The organism is Chromohalobacter canadensis (assembly GCF_034479555.1).
Lineage (GTDB): Bacteria > Pseudomonadota > Gammaproteobacteria > Pseudomonadales > Halomonadaceae > Chromohalobacter > Chromohalobacter canadensis.
Map to the genome: position 1 here is coordinate 3,000,059 of NZ_CP140151.1, position 16,146 is coordinate 3,016,204.

The 16,146-nt window shown below is 62.5% G+C and carries 15 protein-coding genes; 13 read left to right on the forward strand and 2 right to left on the reverse strand.

The window, feature by feature from the left end; all coding sequences use genetic code 11:
• The first annotated feature begins 53 nt into the window (after nucleotides 1-53).
• From accD to SR908_RS14030, 6 genes are all read left to right on the forward strand, one after another.
• Complete coding sequence (gene accD / locus SR908_RS14005) at nucleotides 54-986, forward strand: acetyl-CoA carboxylase, carboxyltransferase subunit beta (protein ID WP_246920845.1); 933 nt, start codon at nucleotides 54-56, stop codon at nucleotides 984-986.
• Nucleotides 987-2,288 carry a bifunctional tetrahydrofolate synthase/dihydrofolate synthase gene (gene folC, locus SR908_RS14010; protein ID WP_246920847.1) on the forward strand — a complete coding sequence of 434 codons (1,302 nt, stop codon included), beginning with the start codon at nucleotides 987-989 and terminating at the stop codon, nucleotides 2,286-2,288.
• Entirely contained in the window at nucleotides 2,285-2,959 is a 675-nt protein-coding gene (locus tag SR908_RS14015) for an SPOR domain-containing protein (RefSeq protein WP_246920848.1), read from the forward strand. Before folC ends, SR908_RS14015 begins: the two co-directional genes overlap by 4 nt.
• The gene (locus SR908_RS14020) at nucleotides 2,959-3,555 is read left to right on the forward strand and encodes a CvpA family protein (RefSeq protein WP_246920850.1); all 597 of its coding nucleotides are present in this window, start codon (nucleotides 2,959-2,961) and stop codon (nucleotides 3,553-3,555) included. The genes SR908_RS14015 and SR908_RS14020 overlap by 1 nt, the downstream gene beginning before the upstream one ends.
• 87 nt (nucleotides 3,556-3,642) lie before the next feature.
• Nucleotides 3,643-5,163, forward strand: a complete 1,521-nt coding sequence (gene purF, locus SR908_RS14025) for an amidophosphoribosyltransferase (protein ID WP_075367805.1) — start codon at nucleotides 3,643-3,645, stop codon at nucleotides 5,161-5,163.
• Nucleotides 5,164-5,174: 11 nt separating this feature from the next.
• Nucleotides 5,175-6,365 (forward strand): O-succinylhomoserine sulfhydrylase, encoded by a 1,191-nt coding sequence (locus tag SR908_RS14030; protein WP_246920851.1) that lies wholly within the window; start codon nucleotides 5,175-5,177, stop codon nucleotides 6,363-6,365.
• 64 nt (nucleotides 6,366-6,429) lie between these two features.
• Here SR908_RS14030 and rsgA read toward each other — a convergent pair whose 3' ends face one another.
• Nucleotides 6,430-7,461, reverse strand: a complete 1,032-nt coding sequence (rsgA, locus tag SR908_RS14035; RefSeq protein ID WP_075367807.1) for a small ribosomal subunit biogenesis GTPase RsgA — start codon at nucleotides 7,459-7,461, stop codon at nucleotides 6,430-6,432.
• An 88-nt stretch (nucleotides 7,462-7,549) separates the two neighbouring features.
• Between rsgA and orn the strand changes: the two genes are divergently transcribed.
• Complete coding sequence (gene orn, locus SR908_RS14040; RefSeq protein WP_075367808.1) at nucleotides 7,550-8,113, forward strand: oligoribonuclease; 564 nt, start codon at nucleotides 7,550-7,552, stop codon at nucleotides 8,111-8,113.
• Nucleotides 8,114-8,137: 24 nt separating this feature from the next.
• Here orn and queG read toward each other — a convergent pair whose 3' ends face one another.
• On the reverse strand, nucleotides 8,138-9,238 hold the full coding sequence (queG, locus tag SR908_RS14045) for a tRNA epoxyqueuosine(34) reductase QueG (RefSeq protein WP_075367809.1): 1,101 nt from the start codon (nucleotides 9,236-9,238) through the stop codon (nucleotides 8,138-8,140).
• Nucleotides 9,239-9,331: 93 nt separating this feature from the next.
• Between queG and SR908_RS14050 the strand changes: the two genes are divergently transcribed.
• The 6 genes from SR908_RS14050 to hfq all read left to right on the forward strand — a co-directional run bounded on the left by SR908_RS14050 (nucleotide 9,332) and on the right by hfq (nucleotide 16,142).
• On the forward strand, nucleotides 9,332-10,840 hold the full coding sequence (locus tag SR908_RS14050) for a bifunctional ADP-dependent NAD(P)H-hydrate dehydratase/NAD(P)H-hydrate epimerase (protein WP_075367810.1): 1,509 nt from the start codon (nucleotides 9,332-9,334) through the stop codon (nucleotides 10,838-10,840).
• Between the two features lie 18 nt (nucleotides 10,841-10,858).
• Nucleotides 10,859-11,338, forward strand: a complete 480-nt coding sequence (gene tsaE, locus SR908_RS14055; protein ID WP_075367811.1) for a tRNA (adenosine(37)-N6)-threonylcarbamoyltransferase complex ATPase subunit type 1 TsaE — start codon at nucleotides 10,859-10,861, stop codon at nucleotides 11,336-11,338.
• Between the two features lie 89 nt (nucleotides 11,339-11,427).
• Nucleotides 11,428-12,828: an N-acetylmuramoyl-L-alanine amidase gene (locus SR908_RS14060; RefSeq protein ID WP_322527365.1), complete on the forward strand. Its 1,401-nt coding sequence runs from the start codon at nucleotides 11,428-11,430 to the stop codon at nucleotides 12,826-12,828.
• A gap of 45 nt (nucleotides 12,829-12,873) precedes the next feature.
• A complete protein-coding gene (mutL, locus tag SR908_RS14065) occupies nucleotides 12,874-14,796 on the forward strand; it encodes a DNA mismatch repair endonuclease MutL (RefSeq protein ID WP_246920989.1) in 1,923 nt (640 codons plus the stop codon).
• 31 nt (nucleotides 14,797-14,827) lie between these two features.
• Nucleotides 14,828-15,766, forward strand: coding sequence for a tRNA (adenosine(37)-N6)-dimethylallyltransferase MiaA (gene miaA, locus SR908_RS14070; protein WP_246920853.1), 939 nt, complete (start codon nucleotides 14,828-14,830; stop codon nucleotides 15,764-15,766).
• Nucleotides 15,767-15,890: 124 nt separating this feature from the next.
• A complete protein-coding gene (hfq, locus tag SR908_RS14075; RefSeq protein ID WP_040243993.1) occupies nucleotides 15,891-16,142 on the forward strand; it encodes an RNA chaperone Hfq in 252 nt (83 codons plus the stop codon).
• Nucleotides 16,143-16,146: the final 4 nt, after the last annotated feature.

The window sequence follows — 16,146 nt, forward strand, 5'->3', positions numbered from 1 at the left end:
CCACGGACGTGGCTCGATGCGTCAGACAAGCAACACGGAAGCGTCTCAGAACCATGAGCTGGCTAGACAAAATTGTGCCGTCGATGAGCCGTATCCAGCGAACCGATCGCCGGAAAAGCGTGCCGGATGGCCTGTGGCGTAAGTGCCCCAACTGCGAGGCGGTGCTCTATCTCCCCGAGTTGGAGCGCCATCAGAGCGTGTGCCCCAAGTGCGATCATCATCTGCGCCTGACAGCACGCAAACGACTCAACTGGTTCCTGGATACGGAAGGTCGCGAGGAGATCGCCGCCGACCTGCAGCCTAGTGACCGGCTCAAGTTTCGCGATTCCAAGAAGTACAAGGATCGCTTGGCGGCGGCCCAGAAATCTACTGACGAAAACGATGCCTTGATCGCCATGCGCGGCAAGCTCGATGGCCTGCCGGTAGTCGCGGTGGCGTTCGAGTTCAGCTTCATGGGCGGTTCCATGGGGGCTGTGGTGGGCGAGAAATTCGTGCGTGCCGCGACCCAGGCGCTGGAAGAAGGCGTACCGCTGGTCTGCTTTGCCGCATCCGGCGGCGCTCGCATGCAGGAAGCGCTTTTCTCGCTGATGCAGATGGCCAAGACATCTGCGGCCTTGGAAAAGCTCAAGCAGGCAGGCGTGCCTTACATATCAGTGTTGACCGACCCTGTCTTTGGCGGAGTGTCCGCATCGTTGGCGATGCTGGGCGATCTCAATATCGCCGAGCCGAACGCCTTGATCGGGTTCGCTGGGCCGCGCGTCATCGAGCAGACCGTGCGCGAACAATTGCCGGAAGGCTTCCAGCGTAGCGAGTTTCTGCTCGAGCACGGCACCGTGGACATGATCGTGCATCGTCATGATATGCGTGAGCGTCTGGGCGGTGTCATGCGCAAGCTGACGCATCAGTCGCGTCTCGGCCAGGACAGCGAGACCGACGAAGAGCCTGCTCAGAGCACACTGGACGAGTTCTCCCAGGCCGATCACTGAATGGCTGATACGACCACTCTGGAAGCTTGGCTGGCGCATCTCGAGCGCCAGCATCCCGTGGCCATCGATCTGGGGCTCGAGCGGGTCACCACAGTCGCCGTGCGCCTGGGGCTCACCTCCAGAGCACTGGCGGGGTGTGTGATCACCGTGGCCGGCACCAACGGCAAAGGCTCGACCGTGGCCATGCTCGATGCGCTGGCACGCGAGCATGGCTGGCGCAGTGCCGCTTATACATCACCGCATCTCCAGCGTTACAACGAACGCCTGTGCTTCGATGGCCAAGAGATCGATGATGCCGCTTTGGTAGAGGCCTTCGAGGCCGTCGAAGCGGCGCGACTTGCGGATGAAGAGATCAGCCTTACCTACTTCGAAGTCGGCACTTTGGCCGCGTTGTGGCTGATTATGCGCCAGCAACCCGATGTCGCGTTGCTCGAAGTAGGGCTGGGCGGTCGCTTGGACGCGGTCAACGTCATCGATCCGGACGTGGCTGTGGTTACCACTGTGGCTCAAGATCACGCAGCCTTTCTGGGCAATCATCTAGAGACCATCGGCGAAGAAAAGGCCGGCATCATGCGTCCGGGTCGCCCGGCGGTACTGGGTAGCACCGCCTTGCCGGCGAGTGTGCGCCAGCATGCCGAGAGCCTGGCGGCACCGGTATTCGCGCTTGGCGAACGTTTTGACTGGCAAGCCATAGCCGATGGCTGGCAGTGGCAGGGCGAAACCGCCACTGGTGAGGCCCTGACGCTGCGTTCGCTCCCCGACCCTTACCTGCCATTGGACAATGCTGCGACGGCATTGCAGGCACTGACGCTAGCCGGAATTTCCCTGGAGGGAGTGGCATGTCAGCGGGCTTTTGGCCGAGCGGTACTGGCCGGGCGGCTGCAATGGCAGGGTCCCTGGTGTCTGGATGTCGGTCATAATCCGCATGCTGCTGCCTATGTCGCTACCTCCTTGGCGCGGCGCCCGCCGCGCGGGCGCCGCTTTTGTCTTCTGGGCATGCTGGCGGACAAGGATGCCAAGGGCGTGATCGAGGCGCTGGCGCCTCAGATCGATGCCTGGGTGCCGGTATCGTTGAGCGGCGATCGCGCGCGCGGTTCCTCACAGTTGGCCGCCTTCCTGGAGGCTTGCGACGCTCAGGTGCTGCATTGCGCCGCGTCGCCGGACGCTGGCGTACGCTGGTTGCACGCCAATATGGACAATGGCGACGAGGTGCTGGTGTGCGGCTCGTTCTGGACCGTCGCCGAGGCTTCGACCACCCTTGAGTCACTCGGGGTCGTGGCGAGCCCAAGGAGTGTGTCATGAAATATGGAATGCGTGAGCGCATCAGTGGCGCGATCATCCTCGTCGCATTGGCAGTGATTTTCCTGCCCATGCTGCTCGATGAGCCGACTCCGCGGAGCGAGCGCCCCGAGCCGGTACTGACCATCGAGCAGCCGATTCCCGTTGATCAGCGTGATGTCGAATCTCCCGAGCCGCCCGCCAACCTTGAGAATGACACGGGCGATGACAGGGTTGTCGAGCCGGCGACCGGGGCCCAGCTCGGTCAATCCGAGGCCGATGCTTCTTCACAGCCCGGGGCTTCGCAGCCAGAAGCATCCGATGACGGCGAGGCATCCGGCGAGGCGGAGGTCGCGAACGACGATCCCATTGCCGCCATTGCCGAGCAGTCTGCATCGTCGGAAGCGCAACGAGATACCGGTGACAACGAGGCGTCTTCGACGTCCGATTCGCCCGCGCCACAAGACGGTTGGGCAGTCCAGGTAGGCAGCTTCGGGCAGGCGGACAATGCGACACGGCTCGTCGAAAAGCTCTCATCACAAGGGTTCGATGCCTATCAGCGCCCGCGAGAGAATGATCTGACGACGGTGTACGTCGGTCCGTTCGGAACCTCCGATGAAGGTGAGCGTGTGCGCACCGAACTCAAGGAAGACGCCAATATCCAGGGGCTCTTGATTCGCGTGCAGGAGGAATGATGACGCTGACCTGGCTCGACTGGGCTTTCCTGGCGGTATTGGCCGTCTCCATGTTGGCCGGTTTCATGCGGGGTCTGGTGCGCGAAGCTTTGGGACTGGCCGCCTGGGTGGCGGCGCTATTGGGCGCGCGGATGTTCGCCCCGGCGGTAGCCGAGATGATGGCGCCCTATATCGACCATCCCGAAATTCGTCTGGTGCTGGGCTTCGTGCTGGTCATCTTCGTCATCATCATGCTTTGCGGGTTTTTGATCCGCATGATCAACGCCGCTATCGAATGGGTCGGCATGGGATTTTTCAACCGTGTCGCCGGCGCGACGTTCGGTGCTGCGCGAGGTGCCTTGATCCTGGTACTGGCGACGGTCATCTTGACGTTGACGCCCTTGTCAGGGATCGCCGCATGGCAGAATGCGCAGCTGCGCCCGGCCTTCGAACAATTGCGTGATTGGTCGGTGGATCGCCTGGAGAAATGGGAAATCGACACTTCGGGTGCCGAACGTGCCCTGCGCGACACGGGCCGCGAGGCGGCTGACCAAGTGCTGGAAACGTCGCCCGAGGCACCTGCACCGAACGCATCATCGGATAAGACGGCGCCCTAAAGGCGCCTTGATGCATGACAGGCTTCAATCGCGAACGGCTTTCATCGCAGCCGTTCGCTACTCTCAAGGCAAGCGAGGAAAGGCACAATGTGCGGTATCGTGGGCCTCATGGCCAATCAGGCGGTCAATCAGTCGCTGTATGACGCGCTGACAGTGCTCCAACACCGTGGCCAGGATGCCGCCGGGATGATGACATGGCATGAGGGACGCTTCCTGCTGCGCAAGAGCAATGGCCTGGTGCGTGATGTGTTTCATACGCGCCACATGACGCGTCTGCGCGGCAATATGGGGATTGGGCATATTCGTTACCCGACGGCCGGCTCGTCGAGCGAAGCTGAATCGCAGCCATTTTATGTCAACTCGCCCTATGGTATCTCGCTGGCGCACAACGGCAATCTAACCAATTCCGAACAGCTCAAGCGCGAGTTGTTCTTTTCCGATCTGCGCCACATCAATACCAGCTCCGATTCCGAAGTCCTGCTCAATGTGTTCGCGCACGAGCTGGGCAAGCAAGGGCACGACCTTTCCCCAGATGACATCTTCGATGCCGTTCGTCGCGTCCATCGCCGTTGTCAGGGCGGTTATGCTGCGGTTGCGTTCATCAATGGCTTTGGCATGGTCGCGTTCCGTGATCCGCACGGGATTCGCCCGGTGGTCTATGGCACCCGCGACAGCGACGATGGCCAGGACGTGATGATCGCCTCTGAGTCGGTGGCGCTGGATGTCGGCGGCTTCGAGCTGTGTCGCGATCTGGCGCCCGGTGAGGCGATCTTCATCGAGACCGAGGGCAATCGGGTGCATACCCAGCAGTGCGCTGACCGCCCACAGTTGACGCCGTGCATCTTCGAGCACGTCTACCTGGCGCGTCCCGATTCGATCCTCGATGGCGCCTATGTCTACGGCACGCGCATGGAGATGGGGCGCAAGCTGGGCGATCGTATCCAGCGTGACTGGCCGGAGCATGACATCGACGTGGTGATTCCGATCCCCGATACCTCGCGTACCTCGGCGCTGGAACTGGCGCAGCATCTGGGCGTGACTTACCGCGAAGGCTTCATGAAGAATCGCTATATCGGGCGGACCTTCATCATGCCGGGGCAGACGCAGCGCAAGAAATCGGTGCGTCAGAAGCTCAATGCCATCGACGTCGAGTTCGCCGGCAAGAACGTGCTGCTGGTCGACGACTCCATCGTGCGCGGTACCACCTGTAAGCAGATCATCCAGATGGCTCGCGAGGCTGGCGCGCGCAAGGTCTATTTCGCGTCCGCTGCGCCGCCGGTGCGTTATCCCAACGTCTATGGCATCGACATGCCGGTGGCATCGGAATTGATCGCGCATGGGCGTAGCGAAGAGGAAGTCGGGGAGCTCATCGGTGCTGATCGCATCGTCTATCAGAAACTCGAGGACCTCAAAGCGGCATGTCGCGACGTCAATCCCTCGCTCGAGGAGTTCGACTGCTCGGTTTTCGATGGCGAGTACGTGACCGGTGATATCGATGCCGCCTATCTGGCCGATCTCGAGGCCGCGCGTAACGATGTAGCCAAGCGCCAGGAAAACTCAGTGCATGCTGTGGTCGATTTGCATAACGATGTCGAAGAAGACGACTGAGGAGGTGGGACATGCATGACGATCATGACGACACCTTCGCGCTCGACACGCTAGCGATCCGTGCCGGCCACGACCGCACGCACGAACAGGAACATGGCGAGCCGATTTTCCCCACGTCGAGCTTCGTCTATGGCAGTGCCGCTGAGGCGGCACGCAAGTTCTCCGGCGAAGAGCCGGGTAACATCTATTCGCGCTTCACCAATCCCACGGTGCGCACCTTCGAGCAACGCCTGGCGGCGCTCGAAGGGGGCGAGCAGTGCGTGGCTACCAGCTCCGGCATGGCGGCGATCCTCGCCACGGCGCTGGCGTTCCTGCAGGCCGGCGACGAAATCGTCGCCTCGCGTTCGTTGTTCGGTTCCACGGTCAGCCTGTTCGACAAGTATCTCGGTAAGCTGGGCATCGTGACCCGTTACGTGGAACTGGGCGATCTGGATGCCTGGCAGGCAGCGATCACGCCGAAGACGCGCTTGCTGTTTGCCGAGACGCCCTCCAATCCGCTTTCCGAGGTGGTGGATATCACCGCCTTGGCTGAGTTGGCGCATCGCCATGACGCTTGGCTCGCCATCGACAATTGCTTTTTGACCCCGGTGTTGCAGCGCCCGCTCGACTTGGGCGCCGATCTGGTGATTCATTCGGCGACCAAATATCTGGACGGCCAGGGGCGTGCCATCGGCGGTGCCGTGGTGGGGCCCGAGGAGATGCTCAAGGAACTGGTGGGCGTCGTGCGCACCTGTGGTCCCTGCATGAGCCCTTTCAATGCGTGGATCTTCCTCAAAGGGCTGGAAACGCTGGGGCTGCGCATGAAGGCGCATTGCGAGAATACTCTGGCCTTGGCGCAGTGGCTGGAGGCGCAGCCGGAGATTGCCCGCGTGCATTACAGCGGCCTGGAAAGCCATCCACAGCATACGCTGGCCAAGCAGCAGCAAAACGGCTTCGGCGCAGTGCTGGGCGTGGAAGTGAAAGGCGGCCGCGACGGTGCCTGGGCGCTTATCGATCATTCACGCTTGATGTCGATCACCGGCAACTTGGGTGATGTGAAAACCACCGTCACGCACCCGGCGACGACGACGCATGCGCGCTTGAGCGACGAGCAGAAGGCCGCCGCGGGGATCAGTGAAGGCTTGGTGCGCATCGCCGTGGGGCTGGAAGCGCTGGATGATCTCAAGCGCGATATCCGTCGTGGGCTCGATACGCTTGGTTGAGCCGCATCCCGGTTTGTCGGTTCGTTCGAATGACGCCTCGCTCCCTCTGGGGGCGAGGCGTTTTTCATGGGGTGCGGTCGGGTTCCAGGCTATCGACGATGTGCCGGTAGCTATTGAACCGTGAGGCGAGAATGTCGCCGCGTTCCACGGCCTCACGCAAGGCGCATCCCGGTTCCTGGCGATGGTGACAATCCCGGAACTTGCAATGGCCGAGATACGGTTGGAATTCGATGAAGCCCCGCGCTACCTCGTGCTCCTCGAGATGGCCCAGGCCGAATTCGCGAATGCCCGGCGAGTCGATCAGTTCACCGCCTGCCGGCAGGTGATAGAGCGTGGCCGTGGTGGTGGTGTGCGTGCCCTTGCGCGAGTCCACCGAGAGCGCGCCGACCCGCAGTTGCCTATCGGGCAGCAGGCGGTCGATCAAGGAGGACTTGCCAACCCCGCTCTGGCCCACGAACACCGAGGTGCGCTCGGTAAGGCAGGCATGCAGGGCATCGAGACCGTTTGCACACTGGGTGGAGGCGCTGACCACTTGGTATCCCAGCTCACGATAGCGCGCGAGTAGAGTGCGCAACTCGCCGCCTTCGTCGGGCAGCAGGTCGGTCTTGTTGAGCACCAGCACCGGGGCAATGCCGGTGGCTTCGGCGGCGACGAGATAGCGGTCGATGAGATTGGGGTGGGGCACGGGCTCCACGGCGAAGACGATCAGGATCTGTGCGATGTTGGCGGCCACGGGCTTGAGCTGGCCACGCGCGTCGGGACGCTCGAGCACGCTGCGTCGCGGCTGGCGCGCCACGACCACTCCACTTCCGTCGCTCGCCGTGCGCCATACCACGTCGTCGCCAGTGACCAGGCCCTCGAGATTGGCGCGCAGATGGCAACGGTGGCGTTGGAGGTCGCCGTGTTCATCCTCAGCTTCCACCTCCAGCGTGCGTCCGAAATGCGCGGTGACACGTCCCAGACGTTCGGGGCCGTAATCACCGGCCTCAAGCGCGGTATCGTCGCGCTGGGTGCGGCGTTCGGCACGTTCGGCGCGCTGGGCTTGAATCTTTTCGACCCGCCAACGTTGCTGGCGGCTGAGTTTGCGTTTGCTCATGCGCTCTCGGGACAGGGTACAATGTCAGCCATTGTAGCGTTCATTGCGCCATGCTGTCCCTAGGTATGGCGCCCCGATGGAGAGCCCCATGGCAAGTGACACCCCGCAAGCCCCGCGTAACGACCTGCTGATCTGGATCGACCTGGAAATGACCGGGCTCGACCCCGCCCGCGAACGCATCATCGAGGTCGCGACGTTGATCACCGATGGCGACCTGAATCTGATCGCCGAAGGGCCGGTGCTGGCGGTGCATCAGCCGGACGCCTTGCTCGAGGCGATGGACGAGTGGAATACGCGCACGCATGGCGCCTCGGGGCTGACGCAACGCGTCCGCGAGAGTCGCATCGATACCGCCGAGGCCGAGCGCCAGACGCTGGCGTTTCTCAAGGCATATGTGACACCGAACAGCTCGCCGATGTGCGGCAACAGCGTGCATCAGGATCGTCGTTTCATGCTGCGGGAAATGCCCGAACTGGCCGAATTCTTCCACTATCGCAATCTCGATGTCTCGACGATCAAGGAGCTGGCCAAGCGCTGGAACCCGCAGGCTCTGGCAGGTTTTGAGAAGCGCAATACGCACCAGGCGTTGGACGACATTCGTGAGTCGCTGGCCGAGCTGGCGCATTATCGCAAGACATTCCTGCGCGTCTAGTCGGCCTGGGGCGGCTGAAAAGGCCTAGGCGCTGACGTGACTGGTAATCAACTGCTCGCGTTTGTGGCGTTGTTGCTCGAGCCCCCAGCGCACGTGTTCGCGGACCAGGTCCGAGGGGTAGGCCAGGCGCGCGCGCAAGGCGCCTTCGACGCGTTCGCTCCAGGGGGCGTTGCCCAGGCCGATGGCCAGGTTGCGCAGCCAGCGCTCGTAGCCGATGCGACGAATCGCGCTGCCTTCGGTGCGCATCAGGAACTCTTCCTCGCTCCAGGCGAAAAGGCGGATGAGCGAGGCTCGGTCGAGGTCGTGGCGTGGCGCGAAGTCTTCTTCCTGTGACGCACGCGTGAAGCGCGTAAAAGGACACACCAGTTGGCAATCGTCGCAGCCGTATACGCGGTTACCCATCGCCTTGCGATATTCTTCGGGGATCGAACCGGCGAGTTCGATGGTCAGATACGAGATGCAGCGCCGCGAGTCGATGACCTTGTCGTCGACAATGGCGCCTGTGGGGCAAGCCGTCTGACAGTTCGAGCACTTACCGCAATGCTCGCTCTCGAAGGGCGCGTCTACCGGTAGTGGCAGATCGGTGTAAAGCTCGCCGAGGAAGAACAGCGAACCGGCCTGGGGGTTGAGCAGCATGGCATTCTTGCCGAACCAGCCGAGGCCGGCTTTCTGCGCCAGGGCGCGCTCCATGACCGGGGCTGAATCGACGAAGGCACGGTAGCCGTAAGCGCCGACTTCGTCCTCGATGCGTTTGGCCAGGGTGGCGAGACGCTTGCGGATCAACTTGTGGTAATCGCGCCCGAGGGCATAGCGTGAAACATAGGCGCGCTCGGGTTGTCCGAGCACCTTGGTGGTTTCCACCTCGGGGGGCAGGTAGTCCATGCGCACGCTGATGACGCGCAAGGTGCCGGGTATGAGTTCCTCGGGTCGCGTGCGCTTGTGACCATGTTTGGCCATGAAGTGCATTTCGCCGTGGTAGCCGGCCGCGAGCCAACGCTCGAGGTAGCGCTCATGCGCTTCGAGGTCGGTGTCGGTGATGCCAACCTGCTGGAAGCCGAGTTCGCGTCCCCAAGTATGGATGCGATCGGCCAGCGCGGCGTAATCGATAGGCGAAGATGAGGACATGACGAGACCCCCGTGAAGCGAGGGCGCCACCCTAGCGCAATCGTCACGTGGAATAAATGCTTGTCGTCGGCGAGCCGGAGAAAGGAGACAGTCATGACAACGACATGCAGAGCGCCGCATCCCTTGTATGGTGCTGATCAGGTCCAGGCGCTGGATCGGCGACTCATGGCCGAGGGAATGGCAGGGTTCGAATTGATGCAGCGTGCCGCGCAGGCGGCTTATGCGGCTCTTCGCTCGCGCTGGCCGGAAGCGCATCGTTTGAGCATCTTGTGTGGCGGTGGCAATAACGCCGGCGATGGCTATGTGATGGCGGCACTGGCGGCGGGCGATGGTCTCGACGTGCAGCTTGTCGCGTTGCGCGACCCCGCGACGCTGAGCGGCGACGCGGCGCGGGCTTACGAAATGGCCTGGCAGGCGGGACTGGATGTCATCGAATGGCGCCCTGAGACGGTGATCAACGGCGATGTCGTGATCGACGCGCTGTTGGGCACCGGCGCGACGGGGGAGGTGCGCGAACCACTGCGTAGTGTCATCGAGACGCTCAATGCGACGCCGCGTCCGGTGCTGGCGGTGGATATGCCCTCGGGGCTTTCGGCACAGACTGGCAGTATCGGCGGTGTAGCGGTACAGGCCAGCCTGACTGTCACTTTCATCGCCGATAAATTTGGCTTGCATACCGGCGCCAGCGCGGATCATGTCGGTGAGCTGCGTGTCGAGACGCTTGGGATGACGCCTCATGGGCATGATGATCTCGTGCCACTGGGTGAGCTGCAGGCGGCCGACATGCTGCAAAAGGCTTTCCCGCCTCGGTCACGGGGGAGCCATAAGGGCGACTTCGGGCATGTGTTGGTGATTGGCGGTGGCGCCGGTTTCGGAGGCGCGGCGTTGATGGCCAGTGAGGCCGCGCTGCGTAGCGGAGCGGGCAAGGTCAGTTTGGCTACTGATGCCGCGCATGTGGCGGCAAGCCTGGTGCGTAGCCCGGAGGTCATGGCGCGCGGTGTAGGGAAGGCCGAGGATATCCACGCGCTGCTCGATCAAGCCAATGCCCTGGTGGTCGGACCGGGGCTCGGACGTCAGCCTTGGGGACACGAACTGTGGCAGGCGGCACTCGCCGCAGGAGTTCCTAGTGTGCTCGACGCCGATGCGCTCAACTGGTTGTCCGAGGAAGCGACTAACCGCCGCGATGACTGGGTGCTGACCCCGCATCCGGGCGAAGCCGCACGTTTGCTGGGAGTGTCCGGCGCCGAGATTCAGGCTGACCGGCGCGCGGCGGCACTGGCGTTGCATGAGCGTTATGGGGGCAGTGTGGTGCTCAAGGGGGCGGGCACCCTGATCGCCGATGCGGACGGCGTCACCGTGTGTCCGTATGGTAATCCCGGCATGGCGAGTGGCGGGATGGGCGATGTGCTCTCCGGGATCGTCGGGGCATTGTTGGCCCAGGGCCAAACGCCGGGCGAAGCAGCGCGGCATGGGGTTCTTCTGCATGCCCTGGCCGGTGATGCGGCGGCGCAAGACGGGGGCGAGCGTGGTCTGGTTGCCACGGATCTGGCATCCTATGTGCGCGCGATTGCCAACCCGCGTCCCTTTGATGCCATGCGATAACGCGAGATGCCACGAGAGATGCAACGCTTTTTGCCCAATGAAACCGCCCATGTCGCTTTCGGTGAAGCGCTGGGGCATGCCCTGGATGGCCACGGCCAAGTACATCTGGAGGGTGAACTGGGTGCCGGCAAGACGACGCTGACGCGCGGCATCTTGCGTGCCTATGGTCATGAGGGGGCCGTCAAGAGCCCCACTTATACATTGGTGGAGCCGTACATGCTGGGTGGGCTTTGCCTCTATCATTTCGATCTCTACCGATTGGGCGACCCCGAAGAACTCGAATTCATGGGCGCCCGCGACATGCTTGGCGAGGACGGCTTGAGCCTGATCGAATGGCCTTCTCGAGGTGCTGGTTGGCTGCCCCGGGCCGATCTCGTGGTACATCTGGCCCTGGAGGGCGAGGGTCGCCACGTCACGCTCGAAGGACTCAGCCCGCACGGCCAGGCCGTGATCGCTGCATTGCACGCCACTCGTCAGGACAAGGAAATCGACGTTTGAAGCCGTTTCATGATAAGCCCTGGCAGGCGCGATGCCACGTGAGTGCCGTCCGGCATCTCATTAGCCTTGCCGTACTGATGATGCTTGCGATGAGTCATGTGGCGCCTGCGCAGGCCGCCGACGTCGACAATATCCGTCTCTGGGCGGCTCCTGACCATGTGCGCGTGGTCTTCGACCTCTCCGACGAGGTGGATAGTTCCGTGTTCAAGCTCGACGACCCGCGCCGCCTGGTGGTCGACTTGAAGGACGCGAAACTGGCCTTCGATCCGGACGATATCGACACGGGCGACAGCGCGATAGAGACGTTGCGAACCGGGCGGCGCAACGGTGATGATCTACGCGTGGTCTTCGATCTCAACAGGAAGATAGAGCCCCACCACTTCTTGTTGCCGCCCACCGATCAGTATGGCTATCGCCTTGTGGTCGATCTCGACTATCCGGGCGAGGGCGCGCTGGACGAGCCTGTCGATCCCATCGCGGCCATGATTCGCGACCAGGAAATGGAAGCCGAGCGAGATCTGAGGCAGGCCGAGGCCGAAGGGACGTCGCCAAGCGCGGCGTTGGCCAAGCGCGACAGCCAGGCGAAACCTCACCCCAAGCGCGATATCATCGTTGCCGTCGACCCCGGCCACGGGGGCGAAGATCCGGGGGCAACCGGACCTAGCGGTACGTATGAAAAGGACGTCGTATTGGCCATTGCACGCAAGGTCCAGGCCTATATTAGTGGCACCTCGGGGTTCAAGGCCTTCCTGACGCGAGATAGTGATTACTACGTGGGCCTGCGCAAAAGGACATTGCTGGCACGCGAGCAGAAAGCCGATTTCTTCGTCTCGGTGCATGCCGATGCGGTCAAGAGCCGGGGCCCCACCGGTAGCTCCGTCTATGCGCTGTCCAAGAACGGGGCTACCTCGGAGAGCGCGCGTTGGCTGGCCGAGTCGGAAAACCGTTCCGACCTGATTGGTGGTGTCGATGGCAACCTCGACCTGTCCGACAAGGACGAGGTGCTGCGCGGTGTCTTGCTTGACCTGACCATGACCGCGACGATGAATGACTCACTAAGCGTCGGCGGTCAGGTGCTCGATAAGCTGGGACGCGTCAATCGTCTGCATCGTTCACAAGTCGAGCAGGCGGGCTTCGTGGTGCTGAAATCACCTGACATCCCGTCGTTGCTGGTCGAAACCGGGTTCATCTCCAATCCTGGCGAAGAAAAGAAGCTGCTCTCGTCTGCGTTTCAGGAGAAGATTGCGGACGCCATCGGTGATGGGATCATCGCGCATTTTCGCCGCCACCCACCGCCTAGCAGCCTGTTAGCCTGGCAACGCGACCAAGGGCGTGGCGAAGGGCCCGGCGAATATCGTGTGCAAAAGGGTGATACCTTGTCTCAGGTCGCGGCGCGGCATGATGTGACGATGCTGGCGCTCAAGCAGGCCAACGATCTTAGCGGCGATATCCTGCGCGTGGGCCAGGTGCTGAAGATCCCTCATTCGTGAGCATGGACATGACGTAAGCCCTATGCGCGAGGCACAATGGCGGCTATGACTGAATCCCGACGCATCCACATCCTTGATCCCAGGCTCGCCAACCAGATCGCGGCCGGCGAGGTCGTCGAGCGACCGGCTTCGGTATTGAAGGAACTGGCCGAGAACGCCATCGATGCCGGCAGCCAGCGCATCGAGATCGATCTCGAAGCCGGTGGCGCCCGCTTGATTCGTGTGCGTGACGATGGGCGGGGTATCGCCGAAGACGATCTGCCGCTGGCACTGTCACGGCATGCGACGAGCAAGATCGCCTCGCTGGACGATCTCGAAGGCGTAGATAGCCTCGGTTTTCGCGGCGAGGCGCTGGCCTCGATCAGTTCCGTCTCGCGACTCGAGCTCGTTTCCAATACGCAGGATGAGCCGAGCGCGGGCTGGCGTGTGGTCGCCGAAGGGCGTCAGATGGAGCCTCGAGTGAGTCCCGCGCCACATCCACGTGGCAGCTCGGTCGTGGTCCGCGACCTGTTCTTCAATACCCCGGCGCGACGCAAGTTTCTGCGTACCGAGAAGACCGAATTCGGCCATGTTGAAGAGACGTTTCGGCGGCTGGTGCTATCGCGCTACGACATCGCTTGGGTGCTGCGTCACAATCAGAAGGTCGTGCATCAGCTGCGAGCGGGCGATGAGCCGGCGGCGATGGAGCGGCGTGTTGGCGCGCTGCTGGGACGCAAGTTCCTCGAGAATGCCCTGCATGTGGATATAGAAGCGACCGGTTTGCGCCTGTGGGGGTGGGTCGGGCTGCCGACGCATTCCCGTGCACAGGCAGACCAGCAGTATTTCTTCGTCAATGGCCGCGTCGTGCGTGATCGTCTGGTTGCCCATGCCGTGCGTCAAGCCTATCGCGATGTGCTGTTTCACGGCCGCCACCCGGTTTTTGTGCTCTATCTGGAGCTCGATCCGCACGTGGTCGATGTCAACGTGCATCCCACCAAGCATGAAGTCCGCTTTCGCGATGGGCGCCTGGTGCACGACTTCCTGTTCTCGAGCCTGCACCGTGCGCTGGCCGATGTCCGCCCCAACGAGCCCACCTCGCCAGACGCGGCACCTGCAAGTGCAGGTGACGAGGTGTCGACACCGGGGGCGCCGACGACTGCGGCCAATGAGCAACCACGCTGGCAACAGCAGGGCATGGCCTTGGGCGCCGATCAGGAGCGTCCTGCGGCCCATCGCGTGCGCGAATTCATGGCCGGTTACCAGGCACTGCATCCAGAGCATGAAGAGCAGCTGTTGACGCCGCAGCCGCAGCGCACCGCACCCGAGGCGCCGGTGGCAGCTGAGCCCGATGTCCAAGCGAAGGCGATGCCCGAGGCCGATGCGACCCAGGCGCCGCCACTAGGCTATGCGGTGGCGCAGCTGCATGGTGTCTATATTCTCTCGCAGACCGCACGCGGGCTGGTCGTGGTCGACATGCATGCCGCGCACGAGCGCATTACCTATGAGCGCATGAAGCAGCAAGTGCATGGCGACGGACAAGCCCTGGGACGGTTGCAGACACAGCCGCTGCTGGTGCCGATGTCGCTGGCGGTCAGCACGCGCGAGGTTGAAACCGCCGAGCGCGAGCGCGAGACCTTCGAGCGCTTGGGAGTCGAGTTGGACGTCGCGGGTCCGGAGACGCTACTCGTGCGCCGGGTGCCGGTGTTGCTCGACAATGCCGATGTCGAATCGCTGATTCATGGCATGCTGGCCGATCTTGAACGTTTCGGGCGGTCGGACAGGGTCGAAGCGCATATCAATGAATTGCTTTCCAGCATGTCGTGCCATGGCAGTGTGCGGGCCAATCGTCGGCTGACAGTGCCCGAGATGAATGCCTTGCTGCGTGATATGGAGCGCACTGAACGCAGCGGGCAATGCAATCACGGGCGGCCGACCTGGACCGAGATGTCGATGCACGAGTTGGATAAGCTGTTTCTCCGTGGCCAGTAAAGCTGGTCATTGACTGTTTTCAGGATTCTCGATGAACGATACGCGGCCACTGGCCATCCTCTTGATGGGCCCGACGGCGGCCGGCAAAACCGATTTGGCTATCGCCTTGCGCGAGCGCTTGGGCGGCGAACTGGTCAGCGTCGACTCGGCGATGATCTATCGCGGCATGGACATCGGCACCGCGAAACCTTCGGCGGAAGAGTTGGCGCGAGCGCCGCATCGCCTGATCGACATTCGCGACCCCGCCGACACGTACTCCGCCGCTGAATTCCGCGAGGACGCCCTGGCCGAGATGCGCGACATCTCGTCGCAGGGGCGTATCCCGATACTCGTGGGTGGCACCATGATGTATATCAAGCGTTTGATCGATGGCGTCGCGGAACTGCCCGCTCGCGATGCCGCATTGCGCGATGAGCTGGCCCTGCGCGCCAAGCGCGAGGGGTTGGAAGCGCTGCATGCAGAGCTCGCGCAGGTCGATCCGGTCGCTGCGAAGACCATCCATCCGCATAATCGTCAGCGCCTGTTGCGGGCGCTGGAAGTGTATCGCCTCACCGGCCGAGCATTAGGCGAGCTATGGGCCGAGCAGCCCCGTGAAACCTTTCCTTGGCGCCTCGTGTCCATAGCGCTGGCGCCTACCGAGCGTCGGGTGCTGCATGCGCGTATCGCGCAGCGCTTCGAAGACATGCTGGCAGGAGGCTTCCGCGAGGAAGTCGCCGCTCTCAGAGCGCGTGGCGATTTGCATCGTGGGTTCCCCGCGATTCGCTGTGTCGGCTATCGTCAGATGTGGGAGCATATGGATGGCGAGACTGATGAGGCGACGATGCGCGAGCGTGGCATAGCGGCGACGCGGCAACTCGCCAAGCGTCAGTTGACCTGGCTGCGCAATTGGCAAGGCGTGCAGTGGGTCGATAGCGAGGCGAGCGATATGCACGAGCAGGTATTGAAAATCGTGCGCGGAAGCGGCACTTAGCGTAAGATGTCCGGTCACGACAACGCCTGGCGAGTAGCGCCGCGAACGGCGGTGGCGACGCGAATGGCGGCTGTGACCCTTCGAAAACGACCATAAACCACAGCGAGAAGTTAGGGAGAGCAAAATGTCCAAAGGACAGTCCCTTCAAGATCCGTACTTGAACATTCTGCGCAAGGAGCGCATTCCGGTCTCCATCTTTTTGGTGAACGGTATTAAATTGCAGGGACAGGTCGAGTCTTTCGATCAGTTCGTCATCCTGCTGCGCAATACCGTCAGCCAGATGGTGTACAAGCACGCCATTTCCACTGTCGTGCCATCCCGCAACGTGCGTCTTCCCGTCCAGGACCCGAATGCTCCGGCGGAAGAAGACGTTTGATCGA

Excerpts from the sequence above, each read along its gene's own strand:
- accD (WP_246920845.1), top strand. The coding sequence starts at position 54 with ATGAGCTGGCTAGACAAAATTGTGCCGTCGATGAGCCGTATCCAGCGA.
- folC (WP_246920847.1), top strand. The coding sequence starts at position 987 with ATGGCTGATACGACCACTCTGGAAGCTTGGCTGGCGCATCTCGAGCGC.
- SR908_RS14015 (WP_246920848.1), top strand. The coding sequence starts at position 2,285 with ATGAAATATGGAATGCGTGAGCGCATCAGTGGCGCGATCATCCTCGTC.
- SR908_RS14020 (WP_246920850.1), top strand. The coding sequence starts at position 2,959 with ATGACGCTGACCTGGCTCGACTGGGCTTTCCTGGCGGTATTGGCCGTC.
- purF (WP_075367805.1), top strand. The coding sequence starts at position 3,643 with ATGTGCGGTATCGTGGGCCTCATGGCCAATCAGGCGGTCAATCAGTCG.
- SR908_RS14030 (WP_246920851.1), top strand. The coding sequence starts at position 5,175 with ATGCATGACGATCATGACGACACCTTCGCGCTCGACACGCTAGCGATC.
- rsgA (WP_075367807.1), bottom strand. The coding sequence starts at position 7,461 with ATGAGCAAACGCAAACTCAGCCGCCAGCAACGTTGGCGGGTCGAAAAG.
- orn (WP_075367808.1), top strand. The coding sequence starts at position 7,550 with ATGGCAAGTGACACCCCGCAAGCCCCGCGTAACGACCTGCTGATCTGG.
- queG (WP_075367809.1), bottom strand. The coding sequence starts at position 9,238 with ATGTCCTCATCTTCGCCTATCGATTACGCCGCGCTGGCCGATCGCATC.
- SR908_RS14050 (WP_075367810.1), top strand. The coding sequence starts at position 9,332 with ATGACAACGACATGCAGAGCGCCGCATCCCTTGTATGGTGCTGATCAG.
- tsaE (WP_075367811.1), top strand. The coding sequence starts at position 10,859 with ATGCAACGCTTTTTGCCCAATGAAACCGCCCATGTCGCTTTCGGTGAA.
- SR908_RS14060 (WP_322527365.1), top strand. The coding sequence starts at position 11,428 with ATGAGTCATGTGGCGCCTGCGCAGGCCGCCGACGTCGACAATATCCGT.
- mutL (WP_246920989.1), top strand. The coding sequence starts at position 12,874 with ATGACTGAATCCCGACGCATCCACATCCTTGATCCCAGGCTCGCCAAC.
- miaA (WP_246920853.1), top strand. The coding sequence starts at position 14,828 with ATGAACGATACGCGGCCACTGGCCATCCTCTTGATGGGCCCGACGGCG.
- hfq (WP_040243993.1), top strand. The coding sequence starts at position 15,891 with ATGTCCAAAGGACAGTCCCTTCAAGATCCGTACTTGAACATTCTGCGC.